Origin of the sequence: Halomonas sp. N3-2A (genome assembly GCF_002216165.1) — a bacterium.
GTDB lineage: Bacteria > Pseudomonadota > Gammaproteobacteria > Pseudomonadales > Halomonadaceae > Vreelandella.
In genome coordinates this window covers 2,515,028-2,530,384 of record NZ_CP022286.1, presented here as the reverse complement: position 1 = coordinate 2,530,384, position 15,357 = coordinate 2,515,028, and the positions used below count along the sequence as shown (strand labels likewise).

The window sequence follows — 15,357 nt, the reverse complement described above, 5'->3', positions numbered from 1 at the left end:
CTCCGTTGGGGAAAGGTGGTGGTAGAAGCAGAACATTCGTTCAGTAACAGTGACGTAAAGAGCGAAATCCTTACAGACTGTTTGCGTGCTTCAGCGTTTGTTGCCAGCGCTGCCAGTCTTCTGGGCGGTCAATATCCCACATGGTGTCGGGAAAGATGGCTTCCAAGGACAGCGCAGCAAGCCGCTGACGAGTGACTTGGAGCACTTGCGCGGTTCCCCAAGGAATGTCCTCAAAGAGGCTAGGATGATCGTCATGAGTGCCAATCAACCCATAGCCGCCGTCTTCGGCAGGTAAAATCACCACGGGCACGTTTTTAAGCGCTGCACTGCACTGCCTAAGCATGGCAACGGTGATGCTCGGGCAATCAGTGCCCATCACCATCGACGGACCTTGTGTGCTATTCAGTGCATGCCGGACGCGCATTCCCACATCGCCCTGCCGTTGAATGGCGAGCGAAATGCCGTAGTGAGCCTGCAGCTCCACAAACAACGGATGCTGATGCTCTAAGGAGGTCCATAGCGTGACGTGTTGCGATCCCAGTGCTTGGCAGGCGGTGGCAACGCAGTGACGAACCATGGTGGCATGGGCTTGCGCCGCACCTTCTGGCCCTAGGCAAGGAATTAAGCGCGTTTTCGCCTGCCCCGGCAGTGGCGCTTTGGCCAGTAGATGTAGATGGGGCTGCACGGCTGACTTAACGGGCATTGCGATACTCCTTGGCCAGTTGGGTGGCGCTGACGCCGCGCCAGTAGCGGTAACGTAGTCGCCACATCAGGCAAATCGTTTTCCAGGCGCCGAACTGATCCCAGCGTCTGCCTGAGCTTATCACTTTGGCGCGTAGGCAGGCGGGGCGAGAAACTGCCTTTAGCCGCTTGCTTAACTCAATATCTTCCATTAACGGTTGTTCGGGAAAGCCGCCGACCGCTTCAAAAGTAGCGCGGCGAAGGAACATGCCTTGGTCGCCAGTGGCGATGCCGCTCAGCCGCGAGCGTAGATTCATCAGCAAGCTAACGAGCGGCAACCAGCGGCTTTTTCCCTCAAGGTGAATATCAAACCGCCCCCAGCAATTCGTGTTCAGCGCTTGGCAGATCAGCTTGTTTGCCTCTTCGGGAAGCCGAGTGTCAGCATGTAAAAATAGCAGCGCTGCTGAGCGCGCGTGTGCTGCGCCCAGGTTCATCTGCTGTGCCCGACCAGGGGCGCTCGTCAGTAGCGTATCCGCTAGCGGAGTGGCTAACGCCACGCTGTCATCGGTACTTCCCCCATCGACCACAATGATTTCCGTGCCTGCTTCTCTCAGCACTTGCAGAGGCGCCAGGGCAGCTTGAATGCCGTCTGCTTCATTGAGCATAGGGATAATGATACTGAGTTGCGGCGTTTCAGCGCCAGGGTTAACCAAGGGCAATGATTGGCCCTCCGGCAGCATTGGCATCGGCTTCATCATGGGTAACCAGCAGGGTGGGTAAGCCCGCTTCGCGAAGCTGGCCGAACACTAGCGTACGCATTTCCTGGCGCAGTGTGGTGTCCAGCTTGGAGAACGGCTCATCCAGCAGCACCGCGCGAGGCTGTGAAAGCAGCAAGCGCATCAGCGCCACCCTAGCTTGCTGGCCGCCGGAAAGGGTCGCCGGATCGCGGTTTTCAAAGCCCGCCAGCCCCACCTGTTCCAGCGCTTGGGCGACCTGCTGGCGTTTGTTATTGGCATGGTGTGGCAGGCCAAAGCGCAAATTCCCCGCCACGCTTAAATGGGGAAATAGCATCGGATCCTGAAACAGCAGGCCAATGCCACGCTGTTCGGCGGGCAGGGTGTCTAAGCGTTTATCGCCCAGATAGAGTGCACCTTGAGCCTGAAAGGCCGGCGACAAAAAGCCCGCCAGATAGGCCAGTAACGTAGACTTTCCAGAGCCAGAAGGGCCCATCACGGTTACTACTTCGCCTGGCGCTATGTCACAGTGCATTGCCAGCAGTGCTTCGCCTGCCAGCGTGATAGTCACCTGTTTGATGTGCAAGGTTTGACGGTTGGGTGTCATGCAATTCCTCGCATTTGGCGGCGTTTTGCCCACACAAGGCGGGGGATCATAAGTGCCAGACTAAAGCCAATAAAGGGGAGCAGCGTCTGCAGTAGTGCCAACACCGCCACTAGCCTGCGATTGCCGCCAGATGCCATGGCAACGGCTTCGGTAGTGATGGTGGGGATGCGACCACCCCCTAGCAGCAGTGTTGGCAAATACTGGCCAATACTGACGGCTAAGCTGACTGCGCAGGCGGTGAGTAGCGGGGCCAATAACAGTGGCAGCCGTACCTGCCAGAAAGCGCGCCAGGGGGGCACACCCAGCGATAGTGCCACCTGAAACCAGCGTGGATCCAGCCGCCGGTAGGCTTCTGACAGCGATAAATAGAGATATGGCACTACAAACAGCAGGTGACCGGCTACGACTAAGGCGTGCTGAGGTCGAATGGCAACGCTTTCAGCGGCCACCACTAAGCCAAATAGAAAGGCCACTTGCGGCACAATTAGCGGTAAATAAAGTAGCCACTGAGCACGCCATGCAGGTAAGTGGCAGCGCGCTGCATGCTCCAATGTTGCCACGACCAGTACCGCGGCGATTAGCGTCGCGGTTAGCCCCACACTCAGCGTATTGATCAGCGGTGTTGCCATGTTGGGTAGAATGCGCTGCCAATGATCCAGCGTGAACGTACCCGGCAGCGCATCCGGAAAACGCCAAAAGCCCGCCACCGAAAACAGTGCCAACCCGGCCAGCGCACTGATCGCTAACAAAGTGACAGCTAGCAGCAACGCACGGCCGCCAAACGCAATCGCCGTTGCCCCTGATGCCCGCGAGCCGTTGGCCAACCAGCGTTGGCAGAGACGTTTGACCCCTTGTTCGCCAAGCCACCAAGTCAGTAGTGCCGCTAGGGTAACGCCGAACTGCAGTACGGCACCGGCAGACGCCATAAAGCGACGGTTTAAATCGGGGTCATTAAACCAAGTGAGCACCGAAACGCTCAACGTGGGTGGCAGGGTGGGGCCAAGAATCAACGCCATATCCACCACCGAAGTGGCGTAGGCAATTACGGCATAAACCGGCAAGCGAATCAGTGGGTAAAGTGCAGGGAAAACGCATTTCAGCCAGGCAATGCCGGGCGCGTAGCCCAGCGAGCGCGCCAGGGTGACTCGTTGTTCAGGACGCAGCTGGGGTAGCGCAGCTAAACTCATCAATAGCAAAAAGGGCACTTCTTTGAGTATCAAACCCGCCATTAGCGCCAGCCCTAACGGGTCGTTGATGATCAGCAGATCAGGTGGGCGCTCCCACCCAGTGAGCCCAGGAGACGCCCAGCGCACCAGCAACCCGGAGGGCGCAATCAAAAAAGCTAAGCCAAAGGCCACGGCTGCATGGGGAATGGCCAGTAGCGGTGAGACCAGTCGCCGAATGGCACGGTCAATCCAGGTGCCTTGGCTAGCCGCCAGAAACAGCACCACAATGAACAGTGCCACCAAGGCGGTGATCAGACCGCTAAAATAGCTCAGCAGTACGGAGCGGTAGAGACCAGCGTGCGCCCATAGGGCTTGCCATGCTTCCAGATGAAATGTGTTCTCCCCGAGCACCGGTAAATAGCCAAAGGCAGGCAACAACACCATGCCAAGCCCCGCACTTACTGGAATAACCAAAAGTGCAATAAGCAGTATAGGGGCTAGCCGCAGGATCAATTAATTAACGCCATAACGCTGAAGCCACGCATCCTGTAGCGCCGTCATCCAGCTGGGATGAGGTTCGGCTAGGGTATTGGAAAGGGCATCGGCAGGCAGCGCAGATGGATGGCTTTCCCCTTGTTCGAAGAGTGCCTTGTCGTTTTCATCTAACCGACTGACTGCCAATACGGTGCGATCGCCCCACATATTAAGCGACTGCTTTTGGGCTTGAGCTTCAGGTGAGAGCAGGAAATTGGCCAGCGCCATCGCACCTGCTTTATGGGGAGAGTTAAAGGGAATCGCGACAAAGTGAACGTTTCCTAGGGTGCCGTCTTCCAGCACATAGCTGCGCACACTCTCTGGGAGTTCATACTCCATCACCGCGACGGCGGCATCTGTCGGGTAGAAGGAGAAGGCTAAGCTGAGCTCACCATCGCTCATCAATGCGCGCAGGTTAGGGCCTGATTCCGGGAAACTGCGGCCGCTGCGCCATAGGTGTGGGTGTAACTCATCTAGATAATCCCACAATGGCGCGGTGATCTCCGCAAACTCCGCTTCAACCACTGGCGCATAAAGGGCGTCATTTTGATTCGATAATTCAATTAACGCCTGTTTTAAAAAGGTGCTGCCGGTGAAATCGGGAATACGTGGATAGCTGAACTGGCCAGGGTTGTCTTTGGCCCACTCCAGCAAATCCGCAATACTTTGCGGCGGTGTTTCGGTTTGAGCGCTGTCGTAGTAGAAAGTGATTTGTGCTTTTCCCCAAGGAGACTCATAGCCTTCAGTCGGCAGCGTGAAGTCGGTCACCACTTCTGGGTTTTCGTCTGAGTGAGTCAAGGCGAAGTTAGGCAGAGATTCGGCAAAGGGGCCAAATAAGAGGTCCTGTTCGCGCATGGCAGCGAAGTTTTCGCCGTTAATCCAGATCAGGTCGATGCGGCCATCATCCATGTTACCAGCCTGCTTTTCACCCAGTACACGAGCAACGGCGCTACCTGTGTCACCTAACTTTACGTGCTCTACATCGACGCCATACGAGGACTGCATTTGCTCGGACACCCAAGCGATATAGCGGTTGGTGCGACTGTCACCGCCCCAGGCGTTCCAGTATACGGTTTGACCGTCGGCAGCTTGCAGTACGGCATCCCAATCATTGGGATCTGGGGCAGCCATGGCGGGCAGCGCCAGTGACAACATGGCAGTGGCGACAGCGGTCGTTAGGGGGGGGCGTGGTTTCATGATACACCTTGTAAAATCAGTTGGTTATAGAGATTCTTTTAGGTGGAGAAGTTCATTATGGACATGCTCAATTATCGGCAGTGATAAATAGTGCTCGACCCGGTCGCGGACATGGGCAATGACGTCAGCATCGGTGAGTTCTGCTGACCAATCCTGGCCGCGGTGCTCGGTATCTTTACGTTGCAAATACTGGGCGCGCCACTTGGCACACCATGTTAATGACCACAGCCAAGTGGCACGTCGGCAGGCAACCAGCGTTTCCGTGCTGGGTGATTTATCCGCATGCGCTTGCCAACGCTGATAAAAAGCGACGACCTCTTCCAGCGTAAGCACTGCCTGGCTGTTAATGTCCCAGGTGGTCGAGGTGTAAAGCGAGGTGTGGGCTAAATCGATCCCTGGCAGACCGTAGCGGCACTTCTCTAAGTCCACCAGCATCGCGCTACCATCTGCAGTGATCAGAAAATTTCCAGGGTGGGTATCAAAGCTGATCAAACAGCGCTCGGCATCGGGCAGCGTGGTGGGCAGTGCCTCCAGCTCATCGCGAACACGGGCAATGACATCGGGCTCCAAGTTGGCCTTTTCCAGCCACTCGGCCTGGCGGCTAACTTCCTCACACATGGCCTGCCATGAGTCGGCAGGCGCTAGTAGTGGTTCGGGATGCTCAGGTAGCGGTAAGCGATGTAGGCTTGCCAGAGTCTCTGCGATACGTGGTAAATCGTCCGGCAGCTGCGCCAGCCGTCCCTCAATGGCATCGACCAGCAGCCCTCCACGCGGCAGGGCATCGCTCACGGGCAAGATGCCATGCAAGCGGGGCACTTGGCCACCCTGGCTGGCGCGTTCGTAGCACGCAGCTTCATATGCCAAGTTGTCGGCCGGGGCCAAGTTCATTTGGCTCTGCTTGGGCAGCCGTGCGACCCAATCATCGCCATCGCGATGCACCCACACATGATCGTGGGCAAGCCCAGTGTCCGCCATCGGCGCAAGCGATTGGTAAGCGATTTTCGCCTGTTGCAGCGTGTTTTCCAGTGCCTGCAAACGTGCCGCTAAAGGTATTGGCATAGCGTCATCCGTGTCGGTATATGTTTAGCAATGCCAGTTAGTGGCTATTCTTGTACTAACCTTACATGGTTACGCATAAAAAGAGATGAAAGATAAGGAGAAAGGGGGGGATAGGGTGAGCATTCCTCATCCCATGGAGCTGGCTTGTAGGAGGTAAGGTGATTGTAAAGCGTATTGTCTCTAACATTGCTGCCAAGCATCTTGAAGACGCTGAGAAGTTCTATGCGACTATCTTTGGTCTCAAGCTTGTGATGGATCATGGCTGGATAAGGACCTATAGCTCAGGCGAGGAAATGACCGCTCAGTTGAGTGTGGCGTCGGAAGGCGGCTCAGGTACGCCAGTGCCAGACCTATCGATAGAGGTGGATAGCTTAGAGACTGCCTTGGCGAGAGTGAAATTGGCAAAGATTGAGATTGAGTACGGGCCGGTAAGTGAGCCTTGGGGTGTCCGTCGGTTTTATGTGCGTGACCCATTTGGAAAGCTTATCAATGTTTTACAACATGAATAACCACGGGGTCGCCCATTTATTGCAACGACGCTCATTGCTGTGTCGGCAGGGTTTCATGAAATAGCGCCTCACGAAACAGAGCTTCGATGCGTTCCTGGGTGCGTGCATACCACGTCTCGTCTTTGGTCACCGCGCCCTGGGCGTTGATGGGATGGGTAGGAATATGCAAGCGCATGTCCAGGCCGCTGTCGCGGTGGGTGGAGACCTGCATAGCAGCAGAGCGTCGCGCTGGGCCATAAGGGATATACCGAGCCAGCTCCGCCTGACGTTCGCTGGTGGTGGCAAAACGGATAAAGTCTCGCGCCGCCTCAGCGTTTGGGGCACCGCGGGGGATTGCCCAGGTTTCGTGTTCCTGAAACTGGCCATCCCAGAGGATCTCTATGGGCAGGTAGCGCTCCACCATGGCAGCGAAGAAACGCCCATTGTAGCCGGAGGCCATGACCACCTGACCCTCTTCCAATAGGCGCACTGGAGTATCACCGGCTTCCCACCAGTGGATATTGTCGATGCTTTGCAGCCGGGCGAAGGCCAGATCTAGGCCGCGACGGGTACTGAGCAGGCGATAAAGCTCTTCCCGGGGCACTCGGTAGGAGAGCAGCGCCCACTCTAGGTTCGCCGCCGGGGTGAGCTGAAGGGCCCGGGGACCAGGGAAGCGCTGTTGATCAAAGAGGTCAGCGATGCGAGTGGGGCGACGTCCGGGGAAGGCGTCGCGGCGATAGGCCACGACGGTGGCAAAGATCGAGTGGCTGATAAAGCAACGCCCCAGGGCGCCGGGGAGAAAATCTTGGGCTGCTGGGGTGCCATTTGGCGCCGGGGCGGCCAGCTCCGGGGGAAGCGGTTCCAGTAGGCCTTCCTCGCAGGCTGCCATGGCCTCGCTGCGGGTCATATCAAGCACATCCCAAGGGACGTTGTTCTCTGCCACGGCTTGGCGCAGTGCTGCCAGGCCGCCGTTATAGCGGGTCACTTCCACCGCTACACCATGAGCCTCGGTGAAGGGCGTGAAGAGCGCGCGGCGCTGGGCTTGCTCATAGGCGCCGCCCCAGCTCAGTACCGTTAGTGAGGTGGCGGCGTCGGGCACTTCCGCACTGATGGAGGGAGCCAGGGTGAGTAGCCCAGCCAGTAGTCCGAGGGTCCATCGTCTAGCCAGCACCGTGCTCCTCCCGACGTAGGGCGTCGCTATGATGCAAGAAGGCCTGAGCAATGCTCGACTCATAGACCACTCCCAAGAAGCGCCGCTTTTCATCCACCACCGCGATGGCCTCGCCGGTGATCTTCTGTAGCTGATGCATGGCCTCCCAAAGTGAGGATTGAGGATCTAGCACTGGGCGAGGAGTTTTGGGGCAGTCGGCCAGGGTTGGGGACTCGCTGTCTTCGCGGAGGGCCTCCAGACTCGCCAGGGTAACGCAACCGTGGTAACACTCCTGATCATCCACTAAGTAAGCTTCGCCACGCCCCGCTAAACTAAGGCGTGAGATAGCCATGGTCAGTGGGGTCTCGGGGAGTAGGGTCACGGCGTCGTGGCTAATCAGCTCGGTCAACCGTTCTTCTTGGAGCACCGCGCGACTGCGGCCCGCGGAGAGATCCAAACCACGGCGGGCTAATTGAATATCGAACAGCGAGCGGCCGAACAGCTGGGCAGCCAGAGGACTGGCTAGCGTGACGCTGGCCAGGGCGGCGGTGGTCAAGGCATAGCTGCCGGTAAGTTCGAAGACGATCAGCAGCGTGGTGAGGGGGGCACCGAGTACCGGTGCGGTAACTGCCACCATGCCGCACACCGCATAGAAGATAAAGGTCTCTTGACCGCCGCCAAGCTCTGCTACCAGAGTACCGGCTAGAGCACCAAATAGAGTGCCGATCACCAGCGCTGGGCTGAAAGCGCCACCGGCGAAGCCGAGCCCCAAGCACAAAGCGGTAGCGGCCAGCTTGAGTAGCAATACCAGCAGCAGCTCGCCGCCGCCGTAGGCCCCAGGCAAGGTGGCGAAGCGCAGGGTTTCCTGGCCCATGCCGAGAATATCGGGTACCCAAAGAGCAGTCAGTCCAAGCAGTGCTCCGGCGAGAGCGGGACGGAGGCTGGTGGGCAGCGGTAGTCGCTTGGCCAGTTGCCCCATAGCAAGAATGGCATGTATATAGGCCCCGGCCACTAGGGCGCCTAGGCCACCCAGAGCTAGGAAAAGGGCGAACTCCCAGGGCTGGGGGACGGCAGGCTCAGTAATGTGGAACAGCGCTCCTTGAGCCAGCAACTGAGAGGCTAGCACATAGCCGACGATGGCGGCGGCAGCCACTGGGGCGAAGGCGCGCAGGGCATAGTGGCGTAGTACCACTTCGTGGGCGAAGACAATGCCTGCCAGTGGCGCATTGAAGGCCGCCGCGATGGCGGCAGCTACCCCGCAAGCGATCGTGATATTGTCCTCTGAACGTCCCAGACGCAGCACGCGTGTGATGAGAGAGCCAAGTGTCGCGCCGAGGTGAACCAGGGGACCGTACTGGCCTACTGAGGCGCCTGCGCCTAACGACGCTAGGCCGCTTAACGCTGAGAGAATACCCGCCTTGGCGGGTAGGCTGCCTCGGCGGGTCTGGACGGCAGCGATGACATCGGCAGGGGTATGGGGGCGGCCCCCAGGCAGGCCGCGGTGTAGTTGACCAACGAGCAGCCCCCCAAGGATTGGCACTAGCAGAGTAGCCAATGTAACTAAAGTGGTGTCAGCAGCCATCATCTGGCCCCGGGGGGAGATCAACAGTAGGTCGTTGAGCCATACCACCGTATTAACGAAGCCAACGGCAGCCAACGCCGCCACTCCTCCAACGCCACTTCCTAACACTACCAAGCCAAGGAAACGCAACACCGCCAAAGGGTGTCGAGTCGAAACGCTGTCTGTACTGGGTGAGTCCATAGTCAAGTTATAGGCGCTATTGGGCCAGCGGACAAGGGAGCGTCACACTCGAACAGTCGATTGGCTGCTAAAAAAACACCCGCTTTAAGCGGGTGTTTTTGTCTGGCGCGGTATGATTTACAGCGCAGAGATTTTCGTACGCTGTTCTTCCAACAACTGCTTGGCAGCTTGGAATTCGGCGAGCTTGCCACGCTCTTTTTCCACCACGGCTTCCGGGGCTTTGGCGATAAAGCCTTCGTTGCCGAGCTTCTTCTCGATGCCGCCGATCAGCTTGTCCTGCTTGTCAATTTCTTTGGCTAAGCGTTTGAGTTCGGCGTCTTTGTCGATCAGATCTGCCATCGGCACCAGCACTTCCATATCGCCCACTAGCTGGGTGGCTGAAAGCGGTGCGTCGTCTGGGTTGGCTAGCCAGGTGGCGCTTTCCAACTTAGCCAGCTTGGCGAGGAAGTGGCGGTTGCTTTCCAGGCGTTCGGCGTCTTCCGGTTTACCTTTGGTGAGCAGTACGTCCAGCGGCTTACCGGGGGCAATGTTCATCTCAGCGCGGATGTTACGCACCGCGATAATCACGCCTTTTAGCCATTCGATATCCCGAGTGGCCTGTTCGTCGATTTTGCTTTCGTCAGCTTCCGGCCAGGCTTGGAGCATGATAGACGCGCCATCACCGACGAAGGTGCCTGCCAGCGGCGCAACGCGCTGCCAGATCTCTTCTGAGATGTAGGGCATCATCGGGTGGGCGAGGCGCAGAATGGTTTCCAGTACGCGGACCAGCGTACGGCGGGTGCCACGCTTGGCTTCTGCACTGGCATTTTCGTCCCACAAAACCGGCTTGGAAAGCTCTAGGTACCAGTCGCAGTACTCGTTCCAGACAAACTCATACAGCGCTTGGGAGGCGTGGTCGAAGCGGTACTCGTCCATCGCTTTGGTGACCTGGGTTTCAGTTTTCTGCAACTGGGAAATAATCCAGCGGTCGGCCAGTGAAAGCTCAACGTCGCCACCCTCTGTGCCGCAATCTTCACCTTCGGCATTCATTAGCACGTAGCGTGAAGCGTTCCACAGCTTGTTGCAGAAGTTGCGGTAGCCATCCAGGCGGTTCATATCAAACTTGATATCGCGCCCGGTGGTTGCCTGGGAAAGGAACGTAAAGCGCAGGGCATCGGTGCCGTGGGCTTCAATGCCGTCTTTAAATTCGTCCTTGGTCGCTTTGGCAATGGCTTTGGCCTGTTTCGGCTGCATCATATTACCGGTGCGCTTTTCCAGCAGCGCATCCAGGCTGATGCCATCAATCAGGTCGATGGGGTCCAGCACATTGCCCTTAGATTTGGACATTTTCTGACCCTGACCGTCGCGCACCAAACCGTGTACATAAACGGTTTTGAACGGGACTTCGCCAGTGAACTTGAGGGTCATCATGATCATCCGGGCAACCCAGAAGAAGATAATGTCAAAACCGGTCACCAGCACGCTGGAGGGGTGGAAGGTTTCCAGTTCTGGGGTTTTTTCCGGCCAGCCTAGCGTGCCAAACGTCCATAGGCCCGAGCTGAACCAAGTGTCGAGCACGTCTTCGTCTTGGGTCAGCGCCACCTCTGTACCTAAGCCGTGCTTCTCGCGGGCTTCCTCTTCGCTGCGGGCAACGTACACATTGCCTTCGGCATCGTACCAGGCGGGAATGCGGTGGCCCCACCACAGCTGGCGAGAAATGCACCAGTCCTGCAGGTCGCGCATCCAGGCGAAATACATATTTTCGTAGTTCTTCGGCACGAACTGGATATCGCCGTTTTCCACCGCTTCAATGGCGGGTTTGGCTAGCGTTTCTACCGCAACGAACCATTGATCAGTGAGCAATGGCTCGATTACATCGCCAGAACGGTCGCCATAGGGCAGGGTGTTGTTGACTGCTTCTACCTGTTCCAAAAGGCCCAGGGCGTCCATATCGGCCACAATCTGCTTACGCGCTTCAAAACGGTCCAACCCTGCGTACTTGGCGGGCAGGCTGGCGTCTTCGTCGGGCTGGGGAGTGCCTTTCAGGTCAAAGATTTCAGCGCGCTCAAGGATGGTGGCATCCTTGGTGAATACATTGATCAGCAGGTGGTTCTGGCGCTTGCCGACTTCGTAGTCATTGAAGTCGTGGGCCGGGGTGATCTTCACGCAGCCGGAGCCTTTTTCCATATCGGCGTGCTCGTCGGCAACGATAGGAATGCGGCGACCGACTAGCGGCAATTCGATAAATTTGCCGACCAACGAGGCATAGCGAGCATCGTCTGGGTTAACCGCGACACCCGTATCGCCTAGTAAGGTTTCGGGGCGAGTGGTTGCCACGACCAGATAATCTTTACCATCGGTGGTTTTGACGCCATCGGCCAGTGGGTAGCGGAAGTGCCAGAAGCTGCCCTGCTGCTCTTTGTTTTCCACTTCCAGGTCGGAAATGGCGGTGTGTAGGGTAGGGTCCCAGTTAACCAGGCGTTTGCCACGGTAGATCAGCTTTTCTTCGTGCAAGCGCACGAACACTTCTTGCACAGCTTTATAGAAGCCGTCATCCATGGTGAAGCGCTCGCGGGACCAATCAACGCTGGCGCCCATGCGGCGCAACTGGCGGGTGATGTGGCCGCCGGACTCCTCTTTCCACTCCCACACCTTGTCGATAAACGCATCGCGGCCCAGGTCGTGGCGGGTTTTGCCTTCTTCCGCGGCAATTTTACGCTCAACCAGCATTTGCGTGGCGATACCAGCGTGGTCGGTGCCTACCTGCCACAGGGTGTTGTTGCCCTGCATCCGCTTCCAGCGCGTCAGGGTATCCATAATGGTGTCCTGGAACGCGTGGCCCATGTGCAGGCTGCCGGTCACGTTAGGCGGCGGAATCATGATCGAAAATGGCTTGCCACGTCCTGTTGGGGCGAAGCGGTTGTCGGCTTCCCAGCGTTCGTACCAGCGGGTTTCGATCTGTTCGGGTTGGTAGGTCTTTTCCATGGGGAGTCGGCTCACGGCTTGCAAAAAAATGGTGGCAAGTATACCGCGAACGACCCCTTGGCGTCAGGGGTGTGTGGTACGAACATGCAAACCACGCATGGCGATTAATCCAAGCACTGGGCCGGGCAGTAGCCACCAGATTACCCAGGGACCTTGGCTGGCCCACAGGGCAGTGACTAGGGCAATAGAAGGAATCGTTAGGCCAAAACCAATAGCATTCATCATGGCAAGTGCCGCGCCGAGGCGCTCGGGTGGGGCGGCGGCTGACGCCAGCGCGGAAAACTGCGCGGAATCGGCAATCACGCTAATGCCCCAAATCCCTAACAGGGTTAGCAGTAGCCAGGGTGATGTGCTGTCTAATAGCGGATAGAGCAAACAAAGCGTGCCGGAGGTCGCTAGCGCCACAAAGGCCACTCGCGCGCTGCCCACTCGGCGGCTCCAGCGGCCAGCCCATACGCAGCCAGGCAGGCCCAACGCAATCACCGCAAAACTTAGCCATGGCTGAAGGCCCGGCGCTGCGTTTAGGCGTTCCAGCTCTCTAGCAACTAAAAAAGGTACCAGCGCCCACAGGGCGTATAGCTCCCAGCAGTGGCCAAAGTAGCCCAGCGCCGCAGCGCGGAAGTGTTTTTGCTTGAAGGCAGCCAGTCCCGCCCAAGGGCGTCCGCCGCTGGCTTTGGCGGGCAGATGTGGCCCCACGCCTAGTTTAAAAATCATCAGTGCGGCGAGCAGTGCCAGGGCAGAGGCCAGCAACAGCGGCCACTGCCATGGCAAGTGCAGCGTTAACCCGCGCAGTAGATGCGGAGAAGCAATGCCCAGTGTCAGCATGCCGACCAGCCAGCCCAGCGCCGCGCCTGCGTTGTTGGGTGTCCAGCTCACCACCAATTTCATACCGAGCGGATAAATACCGGCAAGACAAAGCCCGACCAAAAAGCGTGCTGCTACCGCCAAGCTGACGCTCTCGGCCACGCCAATAAACGCGGCGTTAATCAGCGCGCCTGCTATCGCCGAGATAGCAAACAAGTGGCTGGCACGTACGCGGTCGGCAAGGCCGGTGGTAGCAATCAACAGCGTGCCGGTAATAAAGCCTGCTTGTACCGCAATGGTGAGCAGCCCCAGGTCACTTTCACTCAAACCAACGGCTTGTTGAAGCGCCAGCCCAACGCCGTTAACGCTGAACCAGAGCGATGTTCCAAACAGCTGGGCAATGACAATCACCGCTAATGGGGCGCGCGCTAAAAAAGCATGGGAAGATTGGGTGGATGCAAGCCGAGTGGGAAAGCGCATTGGGTGACTCTTCCGCTGAGTTGTTGTTATGTATGGCGCTAGTGTAAGTGGCTATGCATCAGTGGCCAGATGGTAAAAAGGTTACCCCAACTTATGCGGCACCACTTCATGACCCATTTCTTTATAGCGCTGCCAGCAGGCGCGTTTGGCGACCAGTACTTGTTGGTGCTGATTGATAATTTCGGCAATGCGGGCGTAGCGCTCCACGCCGTCGGGAATGTCAGGGTGCAAGTTCAGTAGTGCGGTTTCTTGCGTTGGCACGGGGAGTTGCTGCCAACCAAGCGTAATCGGCACGCTGGCGGCCATGTCGCTGTCTTCCAGCGCGTGGGGTAGGTAGGCATCTTCACGGAACTGCCAAAGGGCCTCATCGGCCTGTTCGGCCAGGGCTTTATCTTCGCAGTGCAGATGCAACCGATAGCCTTTGCGATGGATGGTTTCGGCTAGCTTGCAAGCAAACTGGAGGCGCGCTTCCAGGGTAGTGTCAGGAAGGATATAAAAATCGATACGTGCCATCAAAGGCTCCAGCGGTGTTAACACGCTTAAAAGCTTCGCCTCCGCTGTGCGGCGGCGAAGCTCTGGGTCATACCAGCCGATTTACTCCGGCTGTTTTATACCAACCGGGTGAGCCAGCCGTGTTTGTCTTCGCTGTGGCCATACTGTATGTCGAGCAGTTTTTTGCGCAGGCGCATGGCAATGTCGTTGCTGCCATCGCCCTGTAAGCGAATGCGCTCGTTTTCAGTAACCAGTTCGCCAATCGGGGTGATAACCGCTGCGGTGCCGCAGGCAAACACTTCGGTAATCTCGCCAGACGCTGCACCTTCGCGCCATTCATCAATGCTGATGGCGCGCTCTTCCGGTGTTAAACCAGCCTCTTTTGCCAGGGTAAGCACGGAGTTGCGGGTCACGCCTTCCAGAATGGTATCGGTTAGTCGAGGCGTTACCAGACGCCCGTCCTTATAGACGAAGAACAGGTTCATGCCGCCCAGCTCTTCGAGCCACTTGTTTTCGGCAGCATCCAAAAACGCAACTTGGCCGCAACCATTGGCCGTGGCTTCTTGTTGCGCTGCCAACGATGCCGCGTAGTTACCGCCACACTTGGCAAAGCCGGTACCGCCGGGGGCCGCGCGCTTGTAGTGGGAAGAGAGCCAAATGGAAACTGGTTTAAGGCCACCTTTGAAGTAGGCCGCTGCAGGGGAGGCAATCACGTAGTAATCGACTTCGTGAGCCGCACGTACGCCTAAGAAAGCTTCCGAAGCAATCATAAACGGGCGCAGATAGAGGCTGCACTCGTCGGTATCGCTGGAAGGTGTGGGTACCCAGGCATGGTCTTGGGCCAGCAGTGCTTTCAGTGAACCGATGAAATCTTCATCGGAAAGCTCCGGCAACGCTAATCGGCGGGCGCTGCGGCGAAAACGCTCGGCGTTTTTCTCTGGGCGGAACGTCCAGATGGAGCCATCGGCGTGGCGGTAAGCTTTAACCCCTTCGAAAATTTCCTGGCCGTAGTGCAACACCGAGGCCGCTGGGTCGAGGGTTAATGGACCATAAGGGCGTACTTGGTGGCCGTGCCAGCCGGCGTCGACTGTCCAGCGGACGTGAGCCATATGGTCAGTGAAATACTTACCAAAACCTGGGTTTTGCAGAATGCTGTCACGAATCTCATCGGCCATCGGTTGGTTGGACGGCAGTATTTCAAAATGTGATTCAAGTTGGGTATCTGAAGCTGTGGGCACG

Annotated in this window: 13 protein-coding genes; 1 reads left to right on the top strand and 12 read right to left on the bottom strand. The window is 57.6% G+C overall.

From position 1 onward, the window contains the following. Window positions 1-70: 70 nt before the first annotated feature. From CEK60_RS11845 to CEK60_RS11820, 6 genes are read right to left on the bottom strand one after another with little or no spacing between them, the layout of a single operon-like run. Window positions 71-703, bottom strand: coding sequence for a TIGR04282 family arsenosugar biosynthesis glycosyltransferase (locus tag CEK60_RS11845; RefSeq protein ID WP_089039204.1), 633 nt, complete (start codon window positions 701-703; stop codon window positions 71-73). Further along, window positions 693-1,421 (bottom strand): TIGR04283 family arsenosugar biosynthesis glycosyltransferase, encoded by a 729-nt coding sequence (locus CEK60_RS11840; protein ID WP_089040908.1) that lies wholly within the window; start codon window positions 1,419-1,421, stop codon window positions 693-695. The genes CEK60_RS11845 and CEK60_RS11840 overlap by 11 nt, the downstream gene beginning before the upstream one ends. Next, the gene (locus CEK60_RS11835; RefSeq protein ID WP_089039203.1) at window positions 1,387-2,022 is read right to left on the bottom strand and encodes an ATP-binding cassette domain-containing protein; all 636 of its coding nucleotides are present in this window, start codon (window positions 2,020-2,022) and stop codon (window positions 1,387-1,389) included. The genes CEK60_RS11840 and CEK60_RS11835 overlap by 35 nt, the downstream gene beginning before the upstream one ends. Beyond that, on the bottom strand, window positions 2,019-3,701 hold the full coding sequence (locus CEK60_RS11830) for an ABC transporter permease (protein WP_089039202.1): 1,683 nt from the start codon (window positions 3,699-3,701) through the stop codon (window positions 2,019-2,021). Before CEK60_RS11830 ends, CEK60_RS11835 begins: the two co-directional genes overlap by 4 nt. Further along, on the bottom strand, window positions 3,702-4,919 hold the full coding sequence (locus tag CEK60_RS11825) for an ABC transporter substrate-binding protein (protein WP_089039201.1): 1,218 nt from the start codon (window positions 4,917-4,919) through the stop codon (window positions 3,702-3,704). It abuts the gene before it with no gap. A gap of 24 nt (window positions 4,920-4,943) precedes the next feature. After that, a complete protein-coding gene (locus CEK60_RS11820; RefSeq protein WP_089039200.1) occupies window positions 4,944-5,978 on the bottom strand; it encodes a phosphotransferase family protein in 1,035 nt (344 codons plus the stop codon). Between the two features lie 158 nt (window positions 5,979-6,136). Between CEK60_RS11820 and CEK60_RS11815 the strand changes: the two genes are divergently transcribed. Beyond that, the gene (locus tag CEK60_RS11815; protein WP_089039199.1) at window positions 6,137-6,487 is read left to right on the top strand and encodes a VOC family protein; all 351 of its coding nucleotides are present in this window, start codon (window positions 6,137-6,139) and stop codon (window positions 6,485-6,487) included. A gap of 31 nt (window positions 6,488-6,518) precedes the next feature. Here CEK60_RS11815 and CEK60_RS11810 read toward each other — a convergent pair whose 3' ends face one another. The 6 genes from CEK60_RS11810 to CEK60_RS11785 form a co-directional block, all read right to left on the bottom strand. Then, entirely contained in the window at window positions 6,519-7,637 is a 1,119-nt protein-coding gene (locus CEK60_RS11810; protein ID WP_232471378.1) for an ABC transporter substrate-binding protein, read from the bottom strand. Beyond that, window positions 7,627-9,378 carry a chloride channel protein gene (locus CEK60_RS11805; protein WP_089039197.1) on the bottom strand — a complete coding sequence of 584 codons (1,752 nt, stop codon included), beginning with the start codon at window positions 9,376-9,378 and terminating at the stop codon, window positions 7,627-7,629. The genes CEK60_RS11810 and CEK60_RS11805 overlap by 11 nt, the downstream gene beginning before the upstream one ends. Before the next feature lie 117 nt (window positions 9,379-9,495). Next, a complete protein-coding gene (locus tag CEK60_RS11800; RefSeq protein ID WP_089039196.1) occupies window positions 9,496-12,342 on the bottom strand; it encodes a valine--tRNA ligase in 2,847 nt (948 codons plus the stop codon). Window positions 12,343-12,405: 63 nt separating this feature from the next. Next, entirely contained in the window at window positions 12,406-13,626 is a 1,221-nt protein-coding gene (locus CEK60_RS11795) for an MFS transporter (protein WP_089039195.1), read from the bottom strand. An 81-nt stretch (window positions 13,627-13,707) separates the two neighbouring features. Then, the gene (locus CEK60_RS11790) at window positions 13,708-14,139 is read right to left on the bottom strand and encodes a DNA polymerase III subunit chi (RefSeq protein WP_083001094.1); all 432 of its coding nucleotides are present in this window, start codon (window positions 14,137-14,139) and stop codon (window positions 13,708-13,710) included. Window positions 14,140-14,234: 95 nt separating this feature from the next. Continuing rightward, window positions 14,235-15,356, bottom strand: coding sequence for a branched-chain amino acid aminotransferase (locus CEK60_RS11785; RefSeq protein WP_089039194.1), 1,122 nt, complete (start codon window positions 15,354-15,356; stop codon window positions 14,235-14,237). Window position 15,357: the final 1 nt, after the last annotated feature.

What these genes read in the sequence shown, in the direction of transcription:
- CEK60_RS11800 (WP_089039196.1), bottom strand. Translation starts at nt 12,342, where the DNA reads ATGGAAAAGACCTACCAACCCGAACAGATCGAAACCCGCTGGTACGAA.
- CEK60_RS11790 (WP_083001094.1), bottom strand. Translation starts at nt 14,139, where the DNA reads ATGGCACGTATCGATTTTTATATCCTTCCTGACACTACCCTGGAAGCG.
- CEK60_RS11835 (WP_089039203.1), bottom strand. Translation starts at nt 2,022, where the DNA reads ATGACACCCAACCGTCAAACCTTGCACATCAAACAGGTGACTATCACG.
- CEK60_RS11845 (WP_089039204.1), bottom strand. Translation starts at nt 703, where the DNA reads ATGCCCGTTAAGTCAGCCGTGCAGCCCCATCTACATCTACTGGCCAAA.
- CEK60_RS11795 (WP_089039195.1), bottom strand. Translation starts at nt 13,626, where the DNA reads ATGCGCTTTCCCACTCGGCTTGCATCCACCCAATCTTCCCATGCTTTT.
- CEK60_RS11825 (WP_089039201.1), bottom strand. Translation starts at nt 4,919, where the DNA reads ATGAAACCACGCCCCCCCCTAACGACCGCTGTCGCCACTGCCATGTTG.
- CEK60_RS11820 (WP_089039200.1), bottom strand. Translation starts at nt 5,978, where the DNA reads ATGCCAATACCTTTAGCGGCACGTTTGCAGGCACTGGAAAACACGCTG.
- CEK60_RS11805 (WP_089039197.1), bottom strand. Translation starts at nt 9,378, where the DNA reads ATGGACTCACCCAGTACAGACAGCGTTTCGACTCGACACCCTTTGGCG.
- CEK60_RS11840 (WP_089040908.1), bottom strand. Translation starts at nt 1,421, where the DNA reads ATGCTGCCGGAGGGCCAATCATTGCCCTTGGTTAACCCTGGCGCTGAA.